An 18,573-nucleotide genomic window follows, 5' to 3' on the forward strand; every position below is an offset into this window, starting at 1 on the left:
CCCCGGGGGGGGCCCCCCCCCGGGGGGGCCCCCTCACTCATGCCGGGGGAGGCGGGCTCAGCCCACCCAGCAGCGGGTGACGACCGAGTCCGCGACCTCGAAGTTGATCCGCCCGGCCCGGAACTCCATGGTGATGACCGTGCCCGGCGGCACGGATCTGACGGTGGTCCAGCCACGCGTACGGGCCCGCCGTTCGGCCGTCTCGGCGGCGAGGCCGACGTACGTGCCGGGCGAGTCCTGGGGCTGGACGGGACGGTTCGACGAAGTCGCCATACCCCTCACCGTAGGTGTCCGGGGGCCGCGGGGAAAGCCGGGACCGGGTCCGTCGCACGGCAACCGCACATCCCTTGCCGGTCACACTTGTGTCACAGGATCACGACATCGGTTCCGGCGTCGTCACATGCCCCGAACACACCGCCCACGCCCCGACGGAGGGTAATCGGAAAACTTCGGGAAATCATGCGCAGGGCGCGGAAAATCGAGCGAATCGCTTCGTTCCCCAAGGCCGGAATTTCTCCGCCCAATATCCGCCGAGATCGCTCGCGCCACCGGGAATTCACGCTTCCTTATGGCACCCTTATCGTCTGGTCACAAAATTCGTGCCGGGGTAAGGGAAGAGGCGGCGGCATCCCGGGACGGCGGGGCTCTGACGGGTACGGGTACGCCGCCCGGACGGCGGCCGAGGCCCGCCCCGGCGGTTCCGGCTCCACCGGCTGCGGGGGGCCGAGGGCCGCGACCGGCCCGGGTCCGCATCCGGTCCGCGGCCGCCGCCCCGGCCTCCCCGATCAGGCCCCGGGGCCGGGTCCGACCCGTACGCAGAGGTCGTTGTCGCCCGTGTAGCAGGGAGTGGCCCGGGCCCCGTCCCCGATGTCGCGGCCCGGGTAGACGAAGACGTTCTTGCGGTCCCACACGTCGTCGAGGAGACGGGAGATCCGCACCGCTCCGGCCCGTTCCCCGGCGCCGGTCCCGGGGACCAGCCAGAGCGACCACAGCCGCTCGCCGCGCACCGGCCCGTCCACGAGCCGGTCGAACGGCAGCGTGAAGGCGAACGTCCCGTCGCTCCCGCCGGCCGGCACCCGGCACACCCGGTCGGGGGCGCCGGTCCACCTCGCCTCCACGTGGGCGCCGTCGCCGAGCGCGACCCCGTACAGGGTGCCCTCGACGGTCATCCCGTTCCCCTCGAAGGTCACCGGCCCGGCCTCGGCGTGCGGTGAGCGGATCCAGCAGTGCAGGGCGAGCCGTCCGTCGACGGTCGGGTACGGGATGCCGACCGCGACCCGCCCGCCCTCCGGTACCCGGTCCATCAGCAGTCGCAGGTCCCTGATGCCGGGCTCGACCGCCGTCTCCCCGTCGTCGCCCGCGCCCGGCCGCCGCACATGGACGTCCCAGCGGCCCTCGGCGGGCTCCACCGTGCTCGGCAGCACCGCCCGGAACCGTCCCTCCTCCACCGGGGCCAGGGGAAGCCGGAGAACGGCCCCGTCGCCCTTGCCGCCGCGCAGCCGGAGGAGCAGCTCGGGCGCCTCTCCGTCGTCACGGCCCGAGCCGGGACCGTGGTGAGCGGATCCGGGGCCGTCGTGGCCACCGGGGGCGGAACCGCCGGGGCCACCGGATCCGTGGGCGGGGACGTCGAGTTCGAAGGTGATCGACCCGTCCGGGCCCGCGACGCAGTCGGCCCGCGGTGCCCGCCGCTCCCCGGCGGCGGTCGTACGTTCTGCGGGGACGGTCATGCGGACTTCCTCCTGCGGATGATGTCTGCGGCCTTGTGGCGCACGGCGTACGCCCCGTCCAGCACGGCGCTCCGGGTCCGGTGCAGCGTGGTGCGCAGCGCGCCGTGCGAGCGGTCGTGCGGGACCCGGGAGGCGAGTTCGGTGAAGAGCCGCTCGTGGCGTTCGGCGATCCGCGCCGGGTCGAAGCGTTCGGACGCGGCCAGCGCGGCGCGTCCGAAGCGCCGCCGGGCCTCGTCGTCCTCGATCAGGCCGAGGAGTGCGTCCTTCAGCGCCACCTGGTCGCCGACGGGCACCAGCCGTCCGTCGCTGCCGTCCCCGATGATCTCGCGCGGGCCGTGCGGGCAGTCGGTGGCGACGACCGGCAGGCCGCAGCGCATCGCCTCCACGATGGTCATGCCGAAGGACTCGCGGTCCGATGTGACCGCGGCGATCGACCCCTTGGGCCACTCGGCCTCCAGGGGATCGACCGCGCCCATCAGGAACACGTGGTTGTGCAGGCCGAGTTCGCCGACGAGCGCGAGCAGCGCGCGGCGCTCGTTCCCGGTCGCGTCGCCGGATCCGTAGATGCGCAGTCGCCAGTCCGGGCGGACGGCGACCACGTCGGCGAACGCGCGGACGAGCAGGTCGTACCGCTTGACCCTGTGCAGCCGGCCCGCGGCGACGACCCACTTGCCGGTGCCGTCGGCGGGCGCGATCCGCGGCACGGGCACGCTGTTGGGGATGGCCTCGATGCGCACGCCGGGCAGCCTGAACCCGGCCCGGTAGGCGCGGGCGTCGGCCTCGGTGACGGTGGTGATCGCGTCGAGCAGGGCGTAGCGGTGCCCGATCTCGCGGCGCAGCCGGTAGCCGTGGCTGTCGAGGGTGAGGTGCTCCTGCCCGATCCGTACGGGCCCGCGCCGGGTCTGCCTGCTGATCTGCACGTTGAGCCCGGGGCGGGTGCCGATGACGACGTCCGCGTCCAGGGAGCGCAGGTGGTCCGCCACCCGGGTGTCGGTCAGCCTGCTGTACTGCCGGTACCTGCTGTCGCCGCGCGGGAACACGGCCGCGGGGCGGGCGTGATCGGCGGCGTCGCCGTCGTACGTCGGACTCTTCTTCCGCAGGTCGACGAGGTGGCCGAGGCGGACACCCGCCGGGGCGCCCAGCACCGGGACGTCCCGGTGCCGGAACACGGACACGATCTCCACGTCATGGTGCTCGGCCAGCGTCCCGGCGAGGTTGAACGTCGTACGGATCGTGCCCCCGACTCCATAGGCGTTGTGGAGCAGGAAAGAGATGTGCATGAGGTGCCATGGCTCCTGGTTCGGCGGGTCAACGGCGGGCCGCACTTGCCAGGACGGGGCGGATCGCCCATCGGTTCATTCCGTACCTGGACCAGTTTCAGCCATCTTTACGTTCACCTGTTTTCCTGATTTATCGATGTATCGGTGAACCGCTGCTACAGCAGACTGGCCCACCTCGCCCGGCATCAATTGGCGCATACAGGGCGCAACCACCCCTCGGAACGTGAGATTCACTCTCTACGTCAGATGGTTCGATTACGTTCCCTTTCTCGCGTGACCCCGACCTCGGATCGCCCGTTGTCCTTTTCATGAGCCGGGAAGCGCCCGGCGCACGCACCGAGTTCGAGGAGCCACCCGTGCCGCGCATGCTCGACGTCAGCGAGGACGTACGCGCCGAGATCGGCGACGCCGAAGCCGACCGACTGCTCGTCGGCGACAACACCCCAGGCAGTTACGACTGCACCTCGTGCCGTACCCCCGGCGACTCCGAACAGGAACGCACCAGCACGGTCCTCTTCGTCGGCGAGGAGAGCGCCGTCCTCGCCTTCGCACACGCGAGCTGCATCCCCTCGCAGGTCGTCAGGGTCACGGAGGAGCAGTTGCAGGGCGCGGTGCGCAGCATCACCGGTGGGGAGGCGGAGCCGCAGGACCGGCGGGTGTTTCCGGAGGGCATCGGCGCCGAGCAGGCCGTTCTCGGGATCACCAGCGGACTCGTGCTGATCGACGACGATCTCCACCCGGCGCTCGTCGTCGAGCCGACGGGCGCGATCGTCCGCCCGGGCACGGACGGCAGCCAGGGCGACGAGTTCCTCCAACTGCTCCTGGAGCAGGGCTTCCAGCCGGTCCACCGGATGGAGCAGGTGCCCGCGGCCCTGCCCGGCTGGTCGATCCTGCTCGCCATGGGCCGGCTGCACGCCGTGCTCCAGCCGGGCACCGACGGCGGGCCCCAGGTCGCCTGGTGGCAGGCGCACGCACCGCTTCAGGTCACCGAGGGCTGGCGGACCGCGGCCAACAAGACGCGGACGGTGCTCGTCTACGCCGCCCCGGCGGGGGCGATCGGCCAGCAGCCCCGGGAGGACCTGCTGCGCGACGCCCTGGACAAGGCCGCCGCGAACGGACTCCTGGTCGCCGTGGCGATGCCGCTGGCCGGGACCTGATTCGCGCCCATCGGGGCCCGGGCCCGAAGACAGGCCCGGGGCCGCGGCGAACAGGTACGACCTGGGGAGCAAGAGGGAGCGGGCTCCCGACGCCCTGCGACTCCGCCTCCCGCGTCGTCGTCGGTCACCGACGCCCCTTCCCCGAGCTCTCAGCTGCTTTCGAGCAGGGGAGGGGGAGACCCCATCCGCCTCCCTCCTCCGCCCCGGATTCGAAACCGCACGACGCCGCTCGCTGATCCACTCCCTCTCGTTCCCCAGGTCGTTAATTCTCGGCCGGGCCCGCATCCGACGGACCCCGGGGTCGTTGGCAGATACGTGCACTCATACGACTCCTCCCGTCAGCGCCCGAGCCCGATCCCTGCCATGCGCCCCTCGCGGGAGCCCTCGGGCGGTCAGTCCCAGACCCCGATCTACGACGCGCTGTACTCCGAGTACCGCCGGTCGTTCCGGGCGCTGCCGGGCGATCGTAGCGGCGAGGAGAATCTCGGCTTCGTGGCCTTCGGCCTCGGACTGCTCGGCGGGCGCGCCCCGCTGAACGGCCACTCCTCCGGTCAGCCGGCGGGCCTCTCCACCGGTCTGTCCGTACACAGCGCGTCCTCCGCGCACGGCGGGTCCAGCGGACGCCATGGCGGCGCGGCCTCCCCCACCGGCAGTCCCGCCGCCTGGCAGCGGGTGGGGCGGCATTCCGGGCGGGCCCAGGCCGCTCTCCCACCGGGCTCGCGCGGCGTGTGAACCGCATGACGGAGCCCCGGACCGCATCGTTCACGAACCGGTCCGGGGCTCCGTCACGCACGCCTGGGTGTTACGGCCGGGGGCGACAGGGAGCGGGCTCATACCGCCCCGCGACTGCACCCCTCGCGTTGCCGCCGGGAGCCGATGCACCGCATCGGCTCCCTCCTCCGCCTTGCGGCCGAAGCCGCACGCCGGCGCTCCCTGTCGGCCCGGGGCCGTTACGACTTCACCCGCGATAGGGAGTGGATCAGCGAGCGGCGTCGTGCGGCTTCGAATCCAGGGCGGAGGAGGGAGGCGGATGAGGCCTCCCCTGCTCGAAAGCAGCTGAGAGCTCGGGGAAGGGGCATCGGTGACCGACGACGACGCGGGAGGCGGAGTCGCAGGGCGTCGGGAGCCCGCTCCCTATCGAGGGTGAGGTCGTTACTTGTTGCGGCCGCGCTTCTCGCGGACCCGCACCGAGATGTGGATCGGCGTGCCCTCGAAGCCGAACTCCTCACGCAGTCGGCGCTCGACGAAGCGCCGGTAGCCGTGCTCCAGGAAGCCGGAGGCGAACAGCACGAACCGCGGCGGCTTGGTCCCCGCCTGGGTGCCGAAGAGGATCCGGGGCTGCTTGCCGCCGCGGATCGGGTGCGGGTGGGAGGCGACGAGTTCGCCGAGGAACGCGTTCAGCCGTCCGGTGGGGACACGGGTCTCCCAGCCGGCGAGGGCGGTCTCGATCGCGGGGACCAGCTTCTCCGTGTGGCGGCCGGTGGCAGCGGAGATGTTGACCCGCGGGGCCCACGCGACCTGCGCCAGCTCGGTCTCGATCTCGCGCTCCAGGTAGTAGCGCCGCTCCTCGTCGAGGGTGTCCCACTTGTTGTACGCGATCACCAGGGCACGCCCGGCCTCCACGGCCATGGTGATGATGCGCTGGTCCTGGACGCTGATGGTCTCGCCCGCGTCGATCAGGACGACGGCGACCTCGGCCTTCTCCACGGCGGCGGCGGTGCGCAGCGACGCGTAGTAGTCCGCGCCCTCCTGGAGGTGGACGCGGCGGCGGATGCCGGCCGTGTCGATGAACTTCCAGGTGACGCCGCCGAGCTCGATCAGCTCGTCGACCGGGTCGCGCGTGGTGCCCGCGAGCTCGTTGACGACGACTCGGTCCTCGTTGGCCACCTTGTTGAGCAGCGAGGACTTGCCGACGTTCGGGCGGCCGATGAGGGCGATCCGGCGGGGGCCGCCGACCGCGGCGCCGAAGCTCTGTGCCGGGGCCTCGGGCAGTGCTTCGAGCACGGCGTCGAGCAGGTCGCCCGTGCCGCGGCCGTGCAGCGAGGAGACCGGGTACGGTTCGCCGAGACCCAGCGACCAGAGCATGGCGGCGTCCGCCTCGCCGCTCTGGCCGTCGACCTTGTTGGCGCACAGCACGACGGGCTTGCCGGCCCGGCGCAGCAGCTTGACGACGGCCTCGTCGGTGTCGGTGGCGCCGACCTTCGCGTCGACCACGAAGACGACCGCGTCGGCCGCCTCGATCGCGTACTCGGCCTGGGCGGCGACGGAGGCGTCGATGCCCAGCACGTCCTGCTCCCAGCCGCCGGTGTCGACGACCTTGAAGCGGCGGCCCGCCCACTCGGCCTCGTAGGTGACGCGGTCGCGGGTGACCCCGGGCCGGTCCTCGACGACCGCCTCGCGGCGGCCGATGATCCGGTTCACCAGTGTCGACTTGCCGACATTGGGTCGTCCGACGACGGCGAGGACGGGCAGCGGCCCGTGCCCCGCCGCGTCGATCGCACCCTCGATCTCCTCGGCGTCGAAGCCCTCCTCCGCGGCGAGCTCCATGAACTCCGCGTACTCGGCGTCGCCAAGCGCTCCGTGCTCGTGGTCCGAGCCCCCGGAGTGAATCTGGTCGTTCATGAAGTCCGTTCCTCTTTGCCTCATCATCGATGGGCCGCCGTCGAGCGGCCCACTACTCAAGTCTTACGCAAGGGATCCCCGTGCCCCTCGGCGGGCGCACGGGACGTCCCTCAGCGCCCGGTGAAACACCGGGCCTCCTCCAGGTGGGCGGTCAGCCGGGCCTGGATCCGCGCCGTCGCCTCGTCCAGCGCCGCGCGGGTCCGGCGGCCACCCACCGCCGCCGCCTCGAAAGGGTCCCCGAACACGACGTCGACCCGGCTGCGCAGCGGCGGCAGCGCCCGTATCAGCCGACCGCGGCGCTCGGTGCTGCCCAGGACGGCCACCGGAACGATCGGTGCCCCGCTGCGCACCGCGAAGTACGCGAGCCCGGCGCGCAGGGCGGCGAAGTCGCCCTCGCCCCTGGTGCCTTCGGGGAATATCCCGAGGGCACCGCCGTTCTCCAGCACGCCGAGAGCGTTGGTGATGGCGGTGCGGTCGGCGGTCGTGCGGTCCACCTTCAGCTGACCGATTCCGCGCAGGAACGGGTCGAGCGGGCCGACGAACGCCTCCTTCTTGATCAGGAAGTGGACAGGCCGGGGCGCGGTGCCCATCAGCATCGGACCGTCGATGTTGTGGGAGTGGTTCACCGCGAGTATGACCGGTCCGGTGGCGGGCACCCGCCACGCGCCGAGGACGCGGGGCTTCCACAGCCCGTACATCAGGCCGATCCCGATCCCGCGTCCGACCACCGCGCCGCGCGGTGAGGGCGAGCCCGTGGTGGCTCGGGTCACTTCGCGGTCCGCTTCTCCTCGACGAGGGTGACGACGCACTCGATGACCTGCTGGAGGGTCAGCTCGGTGGTGTCCACCTCGACGGCGTCGTCCGCCTTCGCCAGCGGCGAGGTCCTGCGGCCGGAGTCCGCCGTGTCGCGCTTGATCAGCGCCTCCTTCGTGGTGGCGAGGTCGGAACCCTTGATCTCCTTGCTGCGGCGGGCGGCACGTGCCTCCGGCGACGCGGTGAGGAAGATCTTCAGGTCGGCGTCGGGCAGCACCGTGGTGCCGATGTCGCGGCCCTCGACCACTATGCCCCGCTCGGCCGCCGCGGCGATGGTGCGCTGCAGCTCGGTGATCCGGGTACGCACCTCGGGGACCGCGCTGACGGCGCTGACCTTGGCGGTGACCTCCTGGGTGCGGATCGGGCCCGAGGCGTCCGCGCCGTCGACGGTGATCGTCGGGGCGGCCGGGTCCGTGCCGGAGACGATGACCGGCTTGGCGGCGGCCGTAGCCACCTCCGCGGCGTCCTCGACGTCGATGCCGTTGTTCAGCATCCACCAGGTGATCGCCCGGTACTGGGCGCCGGTGTCCAGGTAGCTCAGGCCGAGCTGGGCGGCGACGGCCTTGGACGTGCTCGACTTGCCGGTGCCGGAGGGCCCGTCGATGGCGACGATCACTGCGGCCGGGGCCGTCCGGGCGGCGGCGCTTGCGGTTTCCACGGCGGTGGACACCTTCCTGGTACACGGGGTGGGCGGACGGGGGCGCGCGTGAACCCGCCCCGCACAAGGTTACCGAGTGTCGGGACGGTCCTCCGCACCCCTGTGGACAACCGCCCGTACCGCTGCCCGGGGCGGCCCCGTCCCCGGGAGCGCCGTCCGCCCGGGACGGGCCCGTCCCGGGCGGACGGCGCTCGTACGGCCTACTGCCGTATGGCCCAGCCGCGCTCGCGCAGGGCCGCGCTCAGCCCGAGAGCGGCGCTGGGCTCGACCATCAGCTGGACCAGGCCCGCCTGCTGCCCGGTGGCGTGCTCGATGCGCACGTCCTCGACGTTGACCCCGGCCTGTTCGGCGTCGGCGAAGATCCGGGCCAGCTCGCCCGGCCGGTCGCTGATGAGCACGGACACCATCTCGTACGAGGCGGGGGCCGCCCCGTGCTTGCCGGGCACCCGCACCCGGCCCGCGTTGCCGCGGCGCAGGACGTCCTCGATGCCCTCGGTCCCCTCGCGCCGCCGCTCGCCGTCGGCGGACTCCAGGGCGCGCAGCGCCCGTACCGTCTCGTCGAGATCGGCGGCGACCCCGGCCAGCACGTCGGCGACCGGCCCGGGGTTGGCGGAGAGGATCTCCACCCACATCCGGGGATCGGACGCGGCGATCCGGGTGACGTCCCTGATGCCCTGGCCGCAGAGGCGTACGGCTGTCTCGTCGGCCTCCTCCAGGCGGGCGGCGACCATCGACGAGATCAGCTGCGGGGTGTGGGAGACCAGGGCGACGGCCCGGTCGTGGGCATCGGCGTCCATGACGACCGGGACGGCACGGCACAGCGCGACCAGTTCCAGGGCGAGGTTGAGGACCTCGGTGTCGGTGTCCCGGGTCGGGGTGAGGACCCAGGGGCGCCCCTCGAAGAGATCGGCGGTGGCCGCGAGGGGGCCGGACCGCTCCTTGCCCGCCATCGGGTGCGTACCGATGTACGGGGTGAGGTCGACACCGAGCGCCTCCAGCTCGCGGCGCGGGCCGCCCTTGACGCTGGCCACGTCGAGGTAGCCGCGGGCGACACCGTCGCGCATGGCACTGGCCAGTACCGGGGCCACGTGGGCGGGCGGCACGGCGACGACCGCCAGGTCGACACGGTCCTCGGGCGGCTCGTCCGTACCGGCTCCGAGCGCCGCCGCGGTGCGGGCCGACTCGGGGTCGTGGTCGACGAGGTGGACCTGGATGCCGCGCCCGGCCAGGGCGAGGGCTGCGGAGGTGCCGACGAGGCCCGTTCCGATGACGAGGGCGGTTCTCACTGGGCGATGTCCTTGCGAAGGTCGGCGGTGGCACCGAGGTACACGTGCGTGATCTCGGACTTGGGAAGGTACGTCTCGACGTGCGCGAGGATCCGCACCACCCGGGGCATGGCCCCCGCGACGTCCAGCTCCTGGGCGCAGATCAGCGGCACGTCGACGATACCGAGCCCGCGCGCCGCGGCCGCAGGGAAGTCGCTGTGCAGGTCGGGGGTGGCGGTGAACCAGATGCTGATCAGGTCGTCCGTGACGAGGCTGTTGCGCTCCAGGACCGAGGTGAGCAGGGCGCCGACCCGCTCGGCCATGTGCCCGGCCTCGTCCTGATCCAGCTGGACGGCTCCGCGGACCGCTCGAACCACCACGTCGTGCTCCCGACTCTCGCGTACATGATCCTTCCGCGCGACCAGCCTAAGGTCTGTCCGGCTCATCCCTGGCGGGCGCCCGACGACGGCTGTGGCGCCTCGCCCCGCCGCCGGAACGCCCGTACACGTCCGGTGGACGGGCGCCCCGCCGCCTCGCGGTCAATGGGGTCTCCCCTGTTCGAGCGAAGCCGAGAACTCGGGGGAGCACCGGACGCCGCACGGCCCGGTCTCCGGCCGAACGACGGCACCTCGACGACAGGCCCCAGTGGCCTCAGAGCCGCTGTTCCCGGACCAGTTCCTCGATCGAGCGGCCCGCCGGGACCTCGCCCGACGGGGTCAGCCTGTCGACCGCCGTCGGCAGCGACCGGGCGATCTCGTCGGCGGCCTGCTCCGTGGTGACACCGGTCTGCTCGGCGACCTGCCGCAAGGTCTCGTCCGGCAGCGCCCGGGCGATCTGCGCTCCGCTGACCGCCTGGTTCTCACCGGTGCCGACCCAGGACTGCGCCTGTTCGAGCAGACCGGACTCGGCGAGCCTGCCGATCAGCCCTTCGAGCGCGCCACCGCCGCCCGCGTCGCTCTGGCTCGTGCCCAGCGCGCCCAGCAGCGCGCCGAGGATGTTCCCGGCACCGCCGCCCGCGCCTCCCTGGCCGCCGCCGAGCAGGCTGCCGAGCAGGCTGCCGAGGTCGTTTCCCGCCATGGTTCCGCCTTTCCGGAGGGGATGATTCATCGACAATGTCGATCAGAACCCCTGCCTCTGCCACTTGAACGCGGCGGAGCCGCCATCGGCCCGCGGCCGCAGTAAGGGGCGCGGACCACCGCAGGGCCCCGGACCGCCGACGGGGGCGCGGCGGTCCGGGCAGCGGAGAACTCCCGGCGCGGGACGCGCCCGCTCGCGTAGCCTCGCGGACATGATCACCCCCGATCCCGAGACTCTGGTACGCGATCACACGGTGTATTCGTGTGTGATGGGCTCGCGCGCCTTCGGACTCGCCACGGACGGCAGCGACACCGACCGGCGCGGCGTCTACCTCGCGCCGACCCCGCTGTTCTGGCGGTTCGACAAGCCGCCGACACATGTCGAGGGGCCGGCGGAGGAGCAGTTCTCCTGGGAGCTGGAACGCTTCTGCGAACTGGCCCTGCGCGCCAACCCCAATGTGCTGGAGTGCCTGCACTCGCCGCTGGTGGAGCGCATCGACGACGTGGGCCGTGAACTCCTCTCCCTGCGCGGCGCGTTCCTGTCCCGGCTGGCCCATCGGACCTTCGTCCGTTACGCGGTGGGGCAGCGCAGGAAACTGGAGGCGGACGTCCGGCAGTACGGGGTGCCGCGCTGGAAGCACGCCCTGCATCTGCTGCGGCTGCTGACCACCGGCCGTGATCTGCTGCGCACCGGCGAGCTCGTGATCGAGGTCGGGCCGGCCCGGGAGGAGTTGCTGGCGGTCAAGCGCGGCGAGGTGCCCTGGCCGGAGGTCGAGCGCCGGATGACCCGTCTGGCGGAGGAGAACCACGAGGCCGTACGGACCTCGCCGCTCCCTGCGCAGCCGGACCGCTCCCGCGTGGAGGACTTCCTCCTGCGCACCCGCCGGGCGTCCGCCCTGCGACACGACCAGGGGTGACCGCGTCCCCCGGGTCGGACGAGCGGGGGACAGCAACTGTTCGCGCACATAGCCGTTCGGTTTCAGTATCAGCCGGACGAACTTCCGCAGGTCGTGGGTGACGAGGTCCATCTCGACCCCGCCCCGGTCCCACATCCGCGAGCGTGTCTCCTCGGGCGGGCGCAGCCCGAGGAGATCCTCCGCGGGCAGGAGATGGACCCCCCGAAGGTCCGCATCCGAGTCCCTGGACGGAAACCCGTACAGACGCGCCCCGGAGACCGAGACGAACACCGGCGGGTCGCGTTCCCCGGCGAGGGCCGGGGCGAAGTCCGTGACCGGCAGCCCGGCCTCCTGGAGGTGTTCCGTCTTCCGTACGCGTGGATCAAGCGTCCCAGAGCGCCCCCAGCGCCAACAGGTCGCTGCGGTACTCGATCCGCTCCGACCACTCCTTGGGCCAGGCGCCCGCCCCCAGGTGGGCACCGGCGAACGCGCCGGTGAGGCAGCCGAGGGAGTCCGAGTCGCCACGGGTGCAGGCGGCCCGGCGCAGGGCGGTGACGGGGTCCTCGGGAAAGAGCAGGAAGCAGTGCAGGGCCGTGGCGAGTGCCTCCTCCGCGACCCAGCCGTCGCCGGTGGTCTCGCAGGGGTCGGTCTCCGGGGACGGGTCGCGCACGGCGTCCTGGACACGGGCCAGGGCGTCGAGGCATTCCTCCCAGCCGCGCCGGATGTACTGCTCCGGGGAGGAGTCGCCCGCGTACCGCCACAGGTCGCCGAGCCAGCGCGTGAGATAGCGTCCGCCGTTCTCGTAGGCGTAACTGCGCAGCTGCCCGATCAGGCCCGTCGGCTCCGCCCCCTGCGCCAGCAGGTACACCGCGCGGGCCGTCAGGTCGGACGCGGCGAGGGCGGTCGGGTGGCCGTGGGTGAGGGCCGCCTGCAACTGGGCGGCGCCGGAGCGCTGTTCCTCGCTCAGCCCGGGGGCGAGCCCGACCGGTACGACCCTCATGTTGGCGCCGCAGCCCTTGGACCCGGTCCGGCTGGCCTCCTGCCACAGCCGGTCGCTGTCGAGCAGCCGGCAGGCGGTCATGCAGGTACGGCCCGGGGCCCGGTTGTTGTCGGGCGAGTGGTACCAGTCGACGAACTCCTCGCGCACCGGGCGGACCAGTCGCAGCGGGGTGAGCAGGCCGCGGTCCATGGCGGTGCGTATGCCCCGCGCCAGGGCGAGCGTCATCTGGGTGTCGTCGGTCACGTACGCGGGATTCGGCAGCCGCATCTGCCGCCATGGACCGCACTTGGCGAGGATCGACGGCACGTTGTTGAACTCGGTCGGGAAGCCCAGCGCGTCGCCGAGCGCGAGCCCGGTGAGTGCTCCGGTGGCGGCCTGCTTGGTGGTGGTCCTGGTCACGATCACGTGGTTCTTCCTTCCGGTGTCGTCGGCGGTCTTGCGGTGTTGCCAGCGGTCTTGCGGTACCGGGAACGGCTGCCCGGCGTCAGGAGTGGCCTTCCGGCCTCAGGAGCGGGGGGTTCAGGGCGGTGGCGGCGCCCGCCCTGTGGAGCGCGGCGGGCTTGCCGCGTCCGCCGGTGCGGCGCGGCGGCCCCTCCACGGCCTGGACGAAGCCGGGTGTGGCGAGGACCTTGCGCCGGAAGTTGGGCCGGTCGAGCGTGACGCCCCAGACCGTCTCGTACACCTGCTGGAGTTCCCCCAGGGTGAATTCGGGCGGGCAGAACGCGGTGGCCAGGCAGGTGTATTCGAGCTTGGCGCCGATCCGGTCGTAGGCGTCGGCGAGGATCCGGTCGTGGTCGAAGGCGAGCGGACCGGTGGCCCCGGCGTCCCACCAGCGGGCGCCGGCCGCGTCGCCGCCGCCGCGCGGTTCGGGCAGGTCGGGGACGAGTGCGGCGTACGCGACGGAGACGACCCGCATCCTCGGGTCCCGGTCCGGGTCGCTGTAGGTGCGCAGCTGTTCCAGGTGGAGGGCCGAGGCCGTGTCCGGGGTCAGCCCGGTCTCCTCGGCGAGTTCCCGGCGGGCGGCGTCCTCGGCGGACTCGCGGGGCCGGACGAAGCCGCCGGGCAGTGCCCAGCAGCCCTTGTACGGGTCCTCGCCCCGCTCGACGAGCAGGACGTCGAGCCGGGCCGCGCGGACCGTGAAAACGGCGAGATCGACGGTGACCGCGAACGGTTCGAAGGCGTACGGGTCGTAGCCCGCGGGGACACCGGTGCTCGTCATCGGCGCTCCGGGAGGGGCGGGGCGAAGTCCCAGCCGGCGGCGAGCAGTGCGTCGACGGCGGCGACAGCGGTGGCCAGGCGTTCCGGGTGGGGCCCGGTGAGTTCGACGAACCGTCTTCCGGTACGGGCGAGTTCGGCGCGGAAGCGGTCGGTCATCCAGGGCCGCAGTTCCTCGCCGTCGCGCAGCCCGTCGTCCTCGAACGCGACGCCCTCGTGGTCGGTGAGCAGCCACAGGTGGTGCGGGACCCGGTCGGCGATCTCCTCGACGAGGGGGTTGCGTCCGCCGACGTAGCGTTCGTGCCAGACGGTGGTGGCGAAGGAGTCGGTGTCGCAGAACAGCACCGGCGACCCGGCGCGCGCGGCCGTCTCCTCCGCGTCGTTCTGCGCCCGGGCGATCAGCGGGAAGTCCTCCGTGCCGAAGGCGACGTCCTCCCACTGGGCCTCGGGCCACCGGGAGCGCAGGCCGGCCAGCTTCCGTTCGCTGAACTCCCGTCCGTACTCGGCGACGTACCCGGTGCGCGCCCAGACCCCGCCGCGGCGCCGGTAGTGGTCGGTGAGCGCGCGGGCCATCGTCGTGGTGCCGGTGGATTCCGCGCCGAGGACGACGACCCGCCGGGCGAGCGCGGCCCGGACGGGCGGTTCGAGGAAGTCCCAGCAGCCGACCGGGTCCTTGCGGACGGCGGTACCGGAGACCGGGAAGACCGTGCGGTCGGGGTCGACGCAGACGGGCACGGCACCGAACCTGCGGGCCAGCTCGTCCCCGTACGGCTCCGAGGTGAAGACGGCGTCCACCGGTTCGGGCACGGCCCGGGTGAAGACGGCCATGTGCGCGTCCCAGATCTCCGGGTCGTGGAGGTCCATGGGAATGTCGTCGACGGCGCCCACGACCCGTACGTCCGGGTGCGTCTCCCGCATCCAGGCCACCCGGTCGGCGAGCGGCACGGATTCGACGGAGGCGGCGCAGACCAGGACGGTCAGCCGCTCGCACCGGTCTCGCGCGGTGCGCACGAGGTGGTGGTGACCGGCGTGCGGCGGATAGAACTTGCCGAGGACGAGCCCGTGGCCGAAGCGCTTCACGCCGTCACCTCCACGGGCCGCTGCCGCTGCTGCCCTGCGGCGAGATCGCGCCGCCAGTTGCGCAGGCCGGCCAGGCACAGCGTCAGGAAGCCGATGTACAGCAGGGAGGTGAGGTAGAGCTCCTTGTGCGCGTAGAGCGGGATGTACACCACGTCGGCGGCGATCCAGAGCCACCACGACTCGACGAGCTTGCGGCACTGCCCGTACGTGGCCGTCAGGGACAGCGCGGTCGTCAGGGCGTCCCAGAAGGGCACGGTGGAGTCGGTGGCGCGGGCCAGCAGGACGGTGAGGGCGCAGGTCCCCACCGCCCCCGCCGCGAGCAGCAGGCCCCATTCGGTGCGCGTGGTGCGGCGCACCGGCAGGTCGGGCGCACCTGGTCCACCCCCGTGGGTCCAGGTCCACCAGCCGAACACGGCGAGGGCGATGAAGACGATCTGGAGGCCGGCGTCGGCGTACAGACCGGACTGGGCGAACAGCACGATGAAGAAGAGGTTGTTGGCGATGCCGATCGGCCAGTTGGCGATGTGCTGGCGGGCCACGAGCCAGACGCACAGCGCCCCGCTGCCGAAACCGAGCACCTCGGTCCAGCTGACCGGGGTGCCGAGGACGGTCACCAGGGGTTGCTGCAGGGGATCGAGGACATCCGCGAGACTCACTCCCGCCTCCTTAATAGTCACTCTGACTATAAAGGAGGGACGGGCATGACGAAAGGCCCGCGTCCGGTTCCCGCTCGACGTGCGAGAACGGGAACCGGACGCGGGCCTCGGAACGGGCGGAGCCGGAGCGCCCCGGACGGGGGCGCGGGAGCGCGGTGCGACGCTACGGACGGCGGTGCGGGAACGCGGACCGGCCGTGGCGCGGCGGACGCAGCCGCGGGACTACAGACCGACCTCGCGCATCAGCATGCCCACCTCGGTGTTCGTGAGGCGGCGCAGCCAGCCGGACTTCTGGTCACCCAGCGGGATCGGCCCGAACGACGTCCGGACGAGCCGCTCGACGGGGAAGCCGGCCTCGGCCAGCATCCGGCGGACGATGTGCTTGCGGCCTTCGTGGAGGGTGACCTCGACCAGGTAGTTCTTGCCGGTGTTCTCGACGACCCGGAAGTGGTCGGCGCGGGCGTAGCCGTCCTCCAGCGGGATGCCGTCCTTGAGCCGCTTGCCCAGGTCGCGCGGGAGCGGCCCCTGGATGGCGGCCAGGTAGGTCTTCTTCACCCCGTACCTGGGGTGGGTCAGCCGGTGGGCCAGCTCACCGTGGTTGGTGAGCAGGAGGATGCCCTCGGTCTCGGTGTCGAGCCGGCCCACGTGGAACAGCCGCGTCTCGCGGTTGGTGACGTAGTCGCCGAGGCACTGGCGGCCGTCCGGGTCCTCCATGGAGGAGACGACACCGGCGGGCTTGTTCAGCGCGAAGAAGAGGTACGACTGGGCGGCGACGGTCAGCCCGTCGACCTTGATCTCGTCCTTGTGCACGTCGACGCGCCGGCCCTGCTCCAGGACGATCTCGCCGTTGACCTCGACGCGGGCCTGCTCGATCAGCTCCTCGCAGGCACGGCGCGAACCCAGCCCGGCCCGGGCGAGGACCTTCTGCAGCCGCTCGCCCTCCTGCTCGGCGCCCGGGAAGGTCCTGGGCGTCCTGACCTCGGACCTGCCCGCGTACCGGTCCCGGTTGCGCTGCTCGATCTTGGCGTCGAGCTCGCGCGGGCGGGACGGGGCGCCCTGCCCGCGCCGGCCGCCGCCGCGGTCGTCGCGGGCCTGCGGGGGCTTCGGGCCGCCCTTGGCACCGCCGCGCGCCGCCGCGCCGCGCCCCTTGCGGGGACCGTCGCCGCCCTGCCCGTCCGGGGCGCCCACGTCGTAGCGGCGCTCCTCCGGCCGGGGCCTGCGGGGACGCTGCTCCTGCCGACCGTCGCGACCGGCACCGGCACCCCGGGGATTCCGGTCGCCGCCGCTCCGGCCGCCGCCGCTTCCGCTGTTCCTGCCACTGCTTCGCATCAAAATTCCGTCTTGTCGTCTGCGTGGGTATCGGGGGTGTCCGGTGCGTCCGGATCGAACGACGGCACACCCTCTCGCGTCTCGGCCTCGATCGCGTCCGCCTCGGGGAGGAAGGGCGCGAGCTCCGGGAGCTCGTCCAGGCCGCGCAGGCCCATCCGCTCCAGAAAGTAGTTCGTCGTCCTGTACAGGATCGCACCTGTTTCGGGTTCCGTGCCCGCCTCGTCGACGAGCCCCCGCTGGAGCAGGGTCCGCATGACCCCGTCGCAGTTCACGCCGCGGACCGCGGAGACCCTGGACCGGCTGACCGGCTGGCGGTACGCGACCACGGCCAGGGTCTCCAGTGCCGCCTGGGTGAGCCGGGCCTGCTGGCCGTCCAGGACGAAGCCCTCGACGGCCGCCGCGTACTCGGGCCGGGTGTAGAAGCGCCAGCCGCCGGCCACCAGCCGCAGCTCGAAGCCCCGGCGCCCTGCGGTGTACTCGCCGGCCAGCTCGCGCAGCGCGTCGGCGACGGCCGCGCTGGGCCGCTGGAGCACCTTGGCGAGGTGTTCCTCGGTGGCGGGCTCGTCGACGACCATGAGGACGGCCTCCAGAGCGGGCTTCAGTGCGAGATCCGCGACGGTGGAGCCGGTGGTGTCCTGCCGTGTCATGCCTTCCCATCCTCCTGGACGTCCCGCGCCCCGGCCCTGTCCCCGGCGCCGTCCTCCCGCGCGTACCGCGCCTCGGCGCCGTTCTCGGCTTCCCGTGCCCCGGACCCGTTCTCGGAGTCGAACTCGTCCGTGACGACGGGACCGGCTCCCTCTCCCCCGGCCCAACGCACCAGGAGTTCCCCGAGGGCCACGTCCTGGTCGAGCGCGACGGCCTTCTCCCGGTACAGCTCCAACAGCGCGAGGAAGCGGGCGATCACGGTGAGGGTGTCCGGGGCGTCCTCGGTGAGCTCCCGGAAACCGATCTCCCCCGCCCCGCGCAGCCGCGCCACTACGACCTCGGCCTGTTCCCGCACGCTGACCAGCGGTGCGTGGATGTGGTCGACGTACACCTGCGGCTCGGGTCTCGGCCGCATCGCCTTCACGGCGAGCCGGGCGAAGCCCTCGGCCCCGACACCGATGACGACCTCGGGAAGCAGCTCGGCATGGTGCCGCTCCAGCCCCACGGTGCGAGGGAAGCGCCGCCCCTCCGACACCAGCCGGCCGTCGAAGATCTCCGCGACGCGCTTGTACGCGCGGTACTGGAGCAGCCGCGCGAACAGCAGGTCCCGGGCTTCGAGCAGCGCCAGGTCCGCCTCGTCCTCCACCTCGGCGGCGGGCAGCAGCCGGGCGGCCTTGAGGTCCAGGAGGGTCGCGGCGACGACGAGGAACTCGGTGGTCTGGTCCAGGTCCCAGTCCGGTCCCATCGCGTGGATGTACGCCATGAACTCGTCGGTGACCGTGGACAGCGCGACTTCGGTCACATCCAGCTTGTGCTTGGAGATCAGCTGAAGGAGCAGGTCGAACGGCCCCTCGAAGTTCACCAGCCGCACGGTGAACCGGCCGTCGTCGACCTGCCCATCGGGGGCCCGCCCACCATCGGGCCGCCCGTCATCGGCGCGACCGCCGGTGATCCGCCCGTCACCGGGCCGACCGTCGTGGGCCGCAGGGCCCCCCGGAGCCACGTCGGCCACGGCGGGCGATGCGGCGGCCGGTTCCTGCCCGGGTCCCCGGTCCTCCTTCTCCCCCGGCCCGGGCTCCGGCGCTGCCCGGCCGCCCGGACCGCGGCCCAGGGGGCGGCGGGGGGTGCGGGCGGGCTCGTCGGTCGTCGGCATG

At 72.7% G+C, this 18,573-nt stretch carries 19 protein-coding genes and 1 pseudogene; 3 read left to right on the top strand and 17 right to left on the bottom strand.

Annotated features, from left to right (window positions below; all coding sequences use genetic code 11):
* Positions 1 to 57: 57 nt before the first annotated feature.
* The 3 genes from ACFYXM_RS20070 to ACFYXM_RS20080 form a co-directional block, all read right to left on the bottom strand.
* On the bottom strand, positions 58 to 273 hold the full coding sequence (locus ACFYXM_RS20070; RefSeq protein ID WP_389291006.1) for an I78 family peptidase inhibitor: 216 nt from the start codon (positions 271 to 273) through the stop codon (positions 58 to 60).
* A gap of 512 nt (positions 274 to 785) precedes the next feature.
* Positions 786 to 1,727 carry a transferase gene (locus ACFYXM_RS20075; RefSeq protein ID WP_389291008.1) on the bottom strand — a complete coding sequence of 314 codons (942 nt, stop codon included), beginning with the start codon at positions 1,725 to 1,727 and terminating at the stop codon, positions 786 to 788.
* Entirely contained in the window at positions 1,724 to 3,007 is a 1,284-nt protein-coding gene (locus tag ACFYXM_RS20080) for a glycosyltransferase family 4 protein (protein WP_389291009.1), read from the bottom strand. The genes ACFYXM_RS20075 and ACFYXM_RS20080 overlap by 4 nt, the downstream gene beginning before the upstream one ends.
* Positions 3,008 to 3,363: 356 nt before the next feature.
* On the opposite strand from ACFYXM_RS20080, the gene ACFYXM_RS20085 reads away from it, so the two are divergent.
* Complete coding sequence (locus ACFYXM_RS20085; RefSeq protein WP_389291061.1) at positions 3,364 to 4,164, top strand: hypothetical protein; 801 nt, start codon at positions 3,364 to 3,366, stop codon at positions 4,162 to 4,164.
* Positions 4,165 to 4,527: 363 nt separating this feature from the next.
* A complete protein-coding gene (locus tag ACFYXM_RS20090; RefSeq protein ID WP_389291011.1) occupies positions 4,528 to 4,896 on the top strand; it encodes a hypothetical protein in 369 nt (122 codons plus the stop codon).
* A gap of 420 nt (positions 4,897 to 5,316) precedes the next feature.
* On the opposite strand, the gene der is transcribed toward ACFYXM_RS20090, so the two are convergent.
* The 6 genes from der to ACFYXM_RS20120 form a co-directional block, all read right to left on the bottom strand.
* Positions 5,317 to 6,786: a ribosome biogenesis GTPase Der gene (der, locus tag ACFYXM_RS20095; RefSeq protein ID WP_389291013.1), complete on the bottom strand. Its 1,470-nt coding sequence runs from the start codon at positions 6,784 to 6,786 to the stop codon at positions 5,317 to 5,319.
* A 110-nt stretch (positions 6,787 to 6,896) separates the two neighbouring features.
* A complete protein-coding gene (locus ACFYXM_RS20100; RefSeq protein ID WP_389291063.1) occupies positions 6,897 to 7,484 on the bottom strand; it encodes a lysophospholipid acyltransferase family protein in 588 nt (195 codons plus the stop codon).
* A gap of 68 nt (positions 7,485 to 7,552) precedes the next feature.
* Positions 7,553 to 8,269 (bottom strand): (d)CMP kinase, encoded by a 717-nt coding sequence (gene cmk, locus ACFYXM_RS20105; protein ID WP_389291015.1) that lies wholly within the window; start codon positions 8,267 to 8,269, stop codon positions 7,553 to 7,555.
* 188 nt (positions 8,270 to 8,457) lie between these two features.
* A complete protein-coding gene (locus tag ACFYXM_RS20110; protein WP_389291016.1) occupies positions 8,458 to 9,543 on the bottom strand; it encodes a prephenate dehydrogenase in 1,086 nt (361 codons plus the stop codon).
* On the bottom strand, positions 9,540 to 9,902 hold the full coding sequence (gene aroH / locus ACFYXM_RS20115; protein ID WP_389291018.1) for a chorismate mutase: 363 nt from the start codon (positions 9,900 to 9,902) through the stop codon (positions 9,540 to 9,542). Before aroH ends, ACFYXM_RS20110 begins: the two co-directional genes overlap by 4 nt.
* A gap of 271 nt (positions 9,903 to 10,173) precedes the next feature.
* Positions 10,174 to 10,599, bottom strand: a complete 426-nt coding sequence (locus tag ACFYXM_RS20120; protein WP_389291019.1) for a YidB family protein — start codon at positions 10,597 to 10,599, stop codon at positions 10,174 to 10,176.
* A 211-nt stretch (positions 10,600 to 10,810) separates the two neighbouring features.
* Here ACFYXM_RS20120 and ACFYXM_RS20125 point away from each other — a divergent pair, with 211 nt between their 5' ends.
* A complete protein-coding gene (locus tag ACFYXM_RS20125; RefSeq protein ID WP_389291021.1) occupies positions 10,811 to 11,515 on the top strand; it encodes a DNA polymerase beta superfamily protein in 705 nt (234 codons plus the stop codon).
* Between the two features lie 21 nt (positions 11,516 to 11,536).
* Here the strand turns inward: ACFYXM_RS20125 and ACFYXM_RS20130 are convergent.
* The 8 genes and pseudogenes from ACFYXM_RS20130 to ACFYXM_RS20165 form a co-directional block, all read right to left on the bottom strand.
* A pseudogene (locus tag ACFYXM_RS20130) lies at positions 11,537 to 11,836 on the bottom strand (DNA polymerase beta superfamily protein); the annotation flags it as partial.
* A gap of 40 nt (positions 11,837 to 11,876) precedes the next feature.
* Positions 11,877 to 12,899, bottom strand: coding sequence for an ADP-ribosylglycohydrolase family protein (locus ACFYXM_RS20135; protein WP_389291023.1), 1,023 nt, complete (start codon positions 12,897 to 12,899; stop codon positions 11,877 to 11,879).
* A 79-nt stretch (positions 12,900 to 12,978) separates the two neighbouring features.
* Entirely contained in the window at positions 12,979 to 13,713 is a 735-nt protein-coding gene (locus tag ACFYXM_RS20140; protein ID WP_389291025.1) for an NUDIX domain-containing protein, read from the bottom strand.
* Complete coding sequence (locus ACFYXM_RS20145) at positions 13,710 to 14,789, bottom strand: AAA family ATPase (protein WP_389291027.1); 1,080 nt, start codon at positions 14,787 to 14,789, stop codon at positions 13,710 to 13,712. The genes ACFYXM_RS20140 and ACFYXM_RS20145 overlap by 4 nt, the downstream gene beginning before the upstream one ends.
* Entirely contained in the window at positions 14,786 to 15,445 is a 660-nt protein-coding gene (gene pnuC, locus ACFYXM_RS20150) for a nicotinamide riboside transporter PnuC (protein ID WP_389291029.1), read from the bottom strand. The genes ACFYXM_RS20145 and pnuC overlap by 4 nt, the downstream gene beginning before the upstream one ends.
* A gap of 222 nt (positions 15,446 to 15,667) precedes the next feature.
* Positions 15,668 to 16,774 carry a pseudouridine synthase gene (locus ACFYXM_RS20155; RefSeq protein WP_389291030.1) on the bottom strand — a complete coding sequence of 369 codons (1,107 nt, stop codon included), beginning with the start codon at positions 16,772 to 16,774 and terminating at the stop codon, positions 15,668 to 15,670.
* Positions 16,774 to 17,421 carry an SMC-Scp complex subunit ScpB gene (scpB, locus tag ACFYXM_RS20160; RefSeq protein WP_389291031.1) on the bottom strand — a complete coding sequence of 216 codons (648 nt, stop codon included), beginning with the start codon at positions 17,419 to 17,421 and terminating at the stop codon, positions 16,774 to 16,776. The genes ACFYXM_RS20155 and scpB overlap by 1 nt, the downstream gene beginning before the upstream one ends.
* On the bottom strand, positions 17,418 to 18,572 hold the full coding sequence (locus ACFYXM_RS20165) for a segregation and condensation protein A (protein WP_389291032.1): 1,155 nt from the start codon (positions 18,570 to 18,572) through the stop codon (positions 17,418 to 17,420). Before ACFYXM_RS20165 ends, scpB begins: the two co-directional genes overlap by 4 nt.
* Between the last annotated feature and the right edge of the window lies 1 nt (position 18,573).

This window comes from Streptomyces sp. NPDC002476 (genome assembly GCF_042889785.1).
GTDB lineage: Bacteria > Actinomycetota > Actinomycetes > Streptomycetales > Streptomycetaceae > Streptomyces.

What these genes read in the sequence shown, in the direction of transcription:
- ACFYXM_RS20070 (WP_389291006.1), bottom strand. Translation starts at nt 273, where the DNA reads ATGGCGACTTCGTCGAACCGTCCCGTCCAGCCCCAGGACTCGCCCGGC.
- ACFYXM_RS20075 (WP_389291008.1), bottom strand. Translation starts at nt 1,727, where the DNA reads ATGACCGTCCCCGCAGAACGTACGACCGCCGCCGGGGAGCGGCGGGCA.
- ACFYXM_RS20080 (WP_389291009.1), bottom strand. Translation starts at nt 3,007, where the DNA reads ATGCACATCTCTTTCCTGCTCCACAACGCCTATGGAGTCGGGGGCACG.
- ACFYXM_RS20090 (WP_389291011.1), top strand. Translation starts at nt 4,528, where the DNA reads ATGCGCCCCTCGCGGGAGCCCTCGGGCGGTCAGTCCCAGACCCCGATC.
- der (WP_389291013.1), bottom strand. Translation starts at nt 6,786, where the DNA reads ATGAACGACCAGATTCACTCCGGGGGCTCGGACCACGAGCACGGAGCG.
- ACFYXM_RS20100 (WP_389291063.1), bottom strand. Translation starts at nt 7,484, where the DNA reads ATGTACGGGCTGTGGAAGCCCCGCGTCCTCGGCGCGTGGCGGGTGCCC.
- ACFYXM_RS20120 (WP_389291019.1), bottom strand. Translation starts at nt 10,599, where the DNA reads ATGGCGGGAAACGACCTCGGCAGCCTGCTCGGCAGCCTGCTCGGCGGC.
- ACFYXM_RS20125 (WP_389291021.1), top strand. Translation starts at nt 10,811, where the DNA reads ATGATCACCCCCGATCCCGAGACTCTGGTACGCGATCACACGGTGTAT.
- ACFYXM_RS20140 (WP_389291025.1), bottom strand. Translation starts at nt 13,713, where the DNA reads ATGACGAGCACCGGTGTCCCCGCGGGCTACGACCCGTACGCCTTCGAA.
- ACFYXM_RS20155 (WP_389291030.1), bottom strand. Translation starts at nt 16,774, where the DNA reads ATGCGAAGCAGTGGCAGGAACAGCGGAAGCGGCGGCGGCCGGAGCGGC.
- scpB (WP_389291031.1), bottom strand. Translation starts at nt 17,421, where the DNA reads ATGACACGGCAGGACACCACCGGCTCCACCGTCGCGGATCTCGCACTG.
- ACFYXM_RS20165 (WP_389291032.1), bottom strand. Translation starts at nt 18,572, where the DNA reads ATGCCGACGACCGACGAGCCCGCCCGCACCCCCCGCCGCCCCCTGGGC.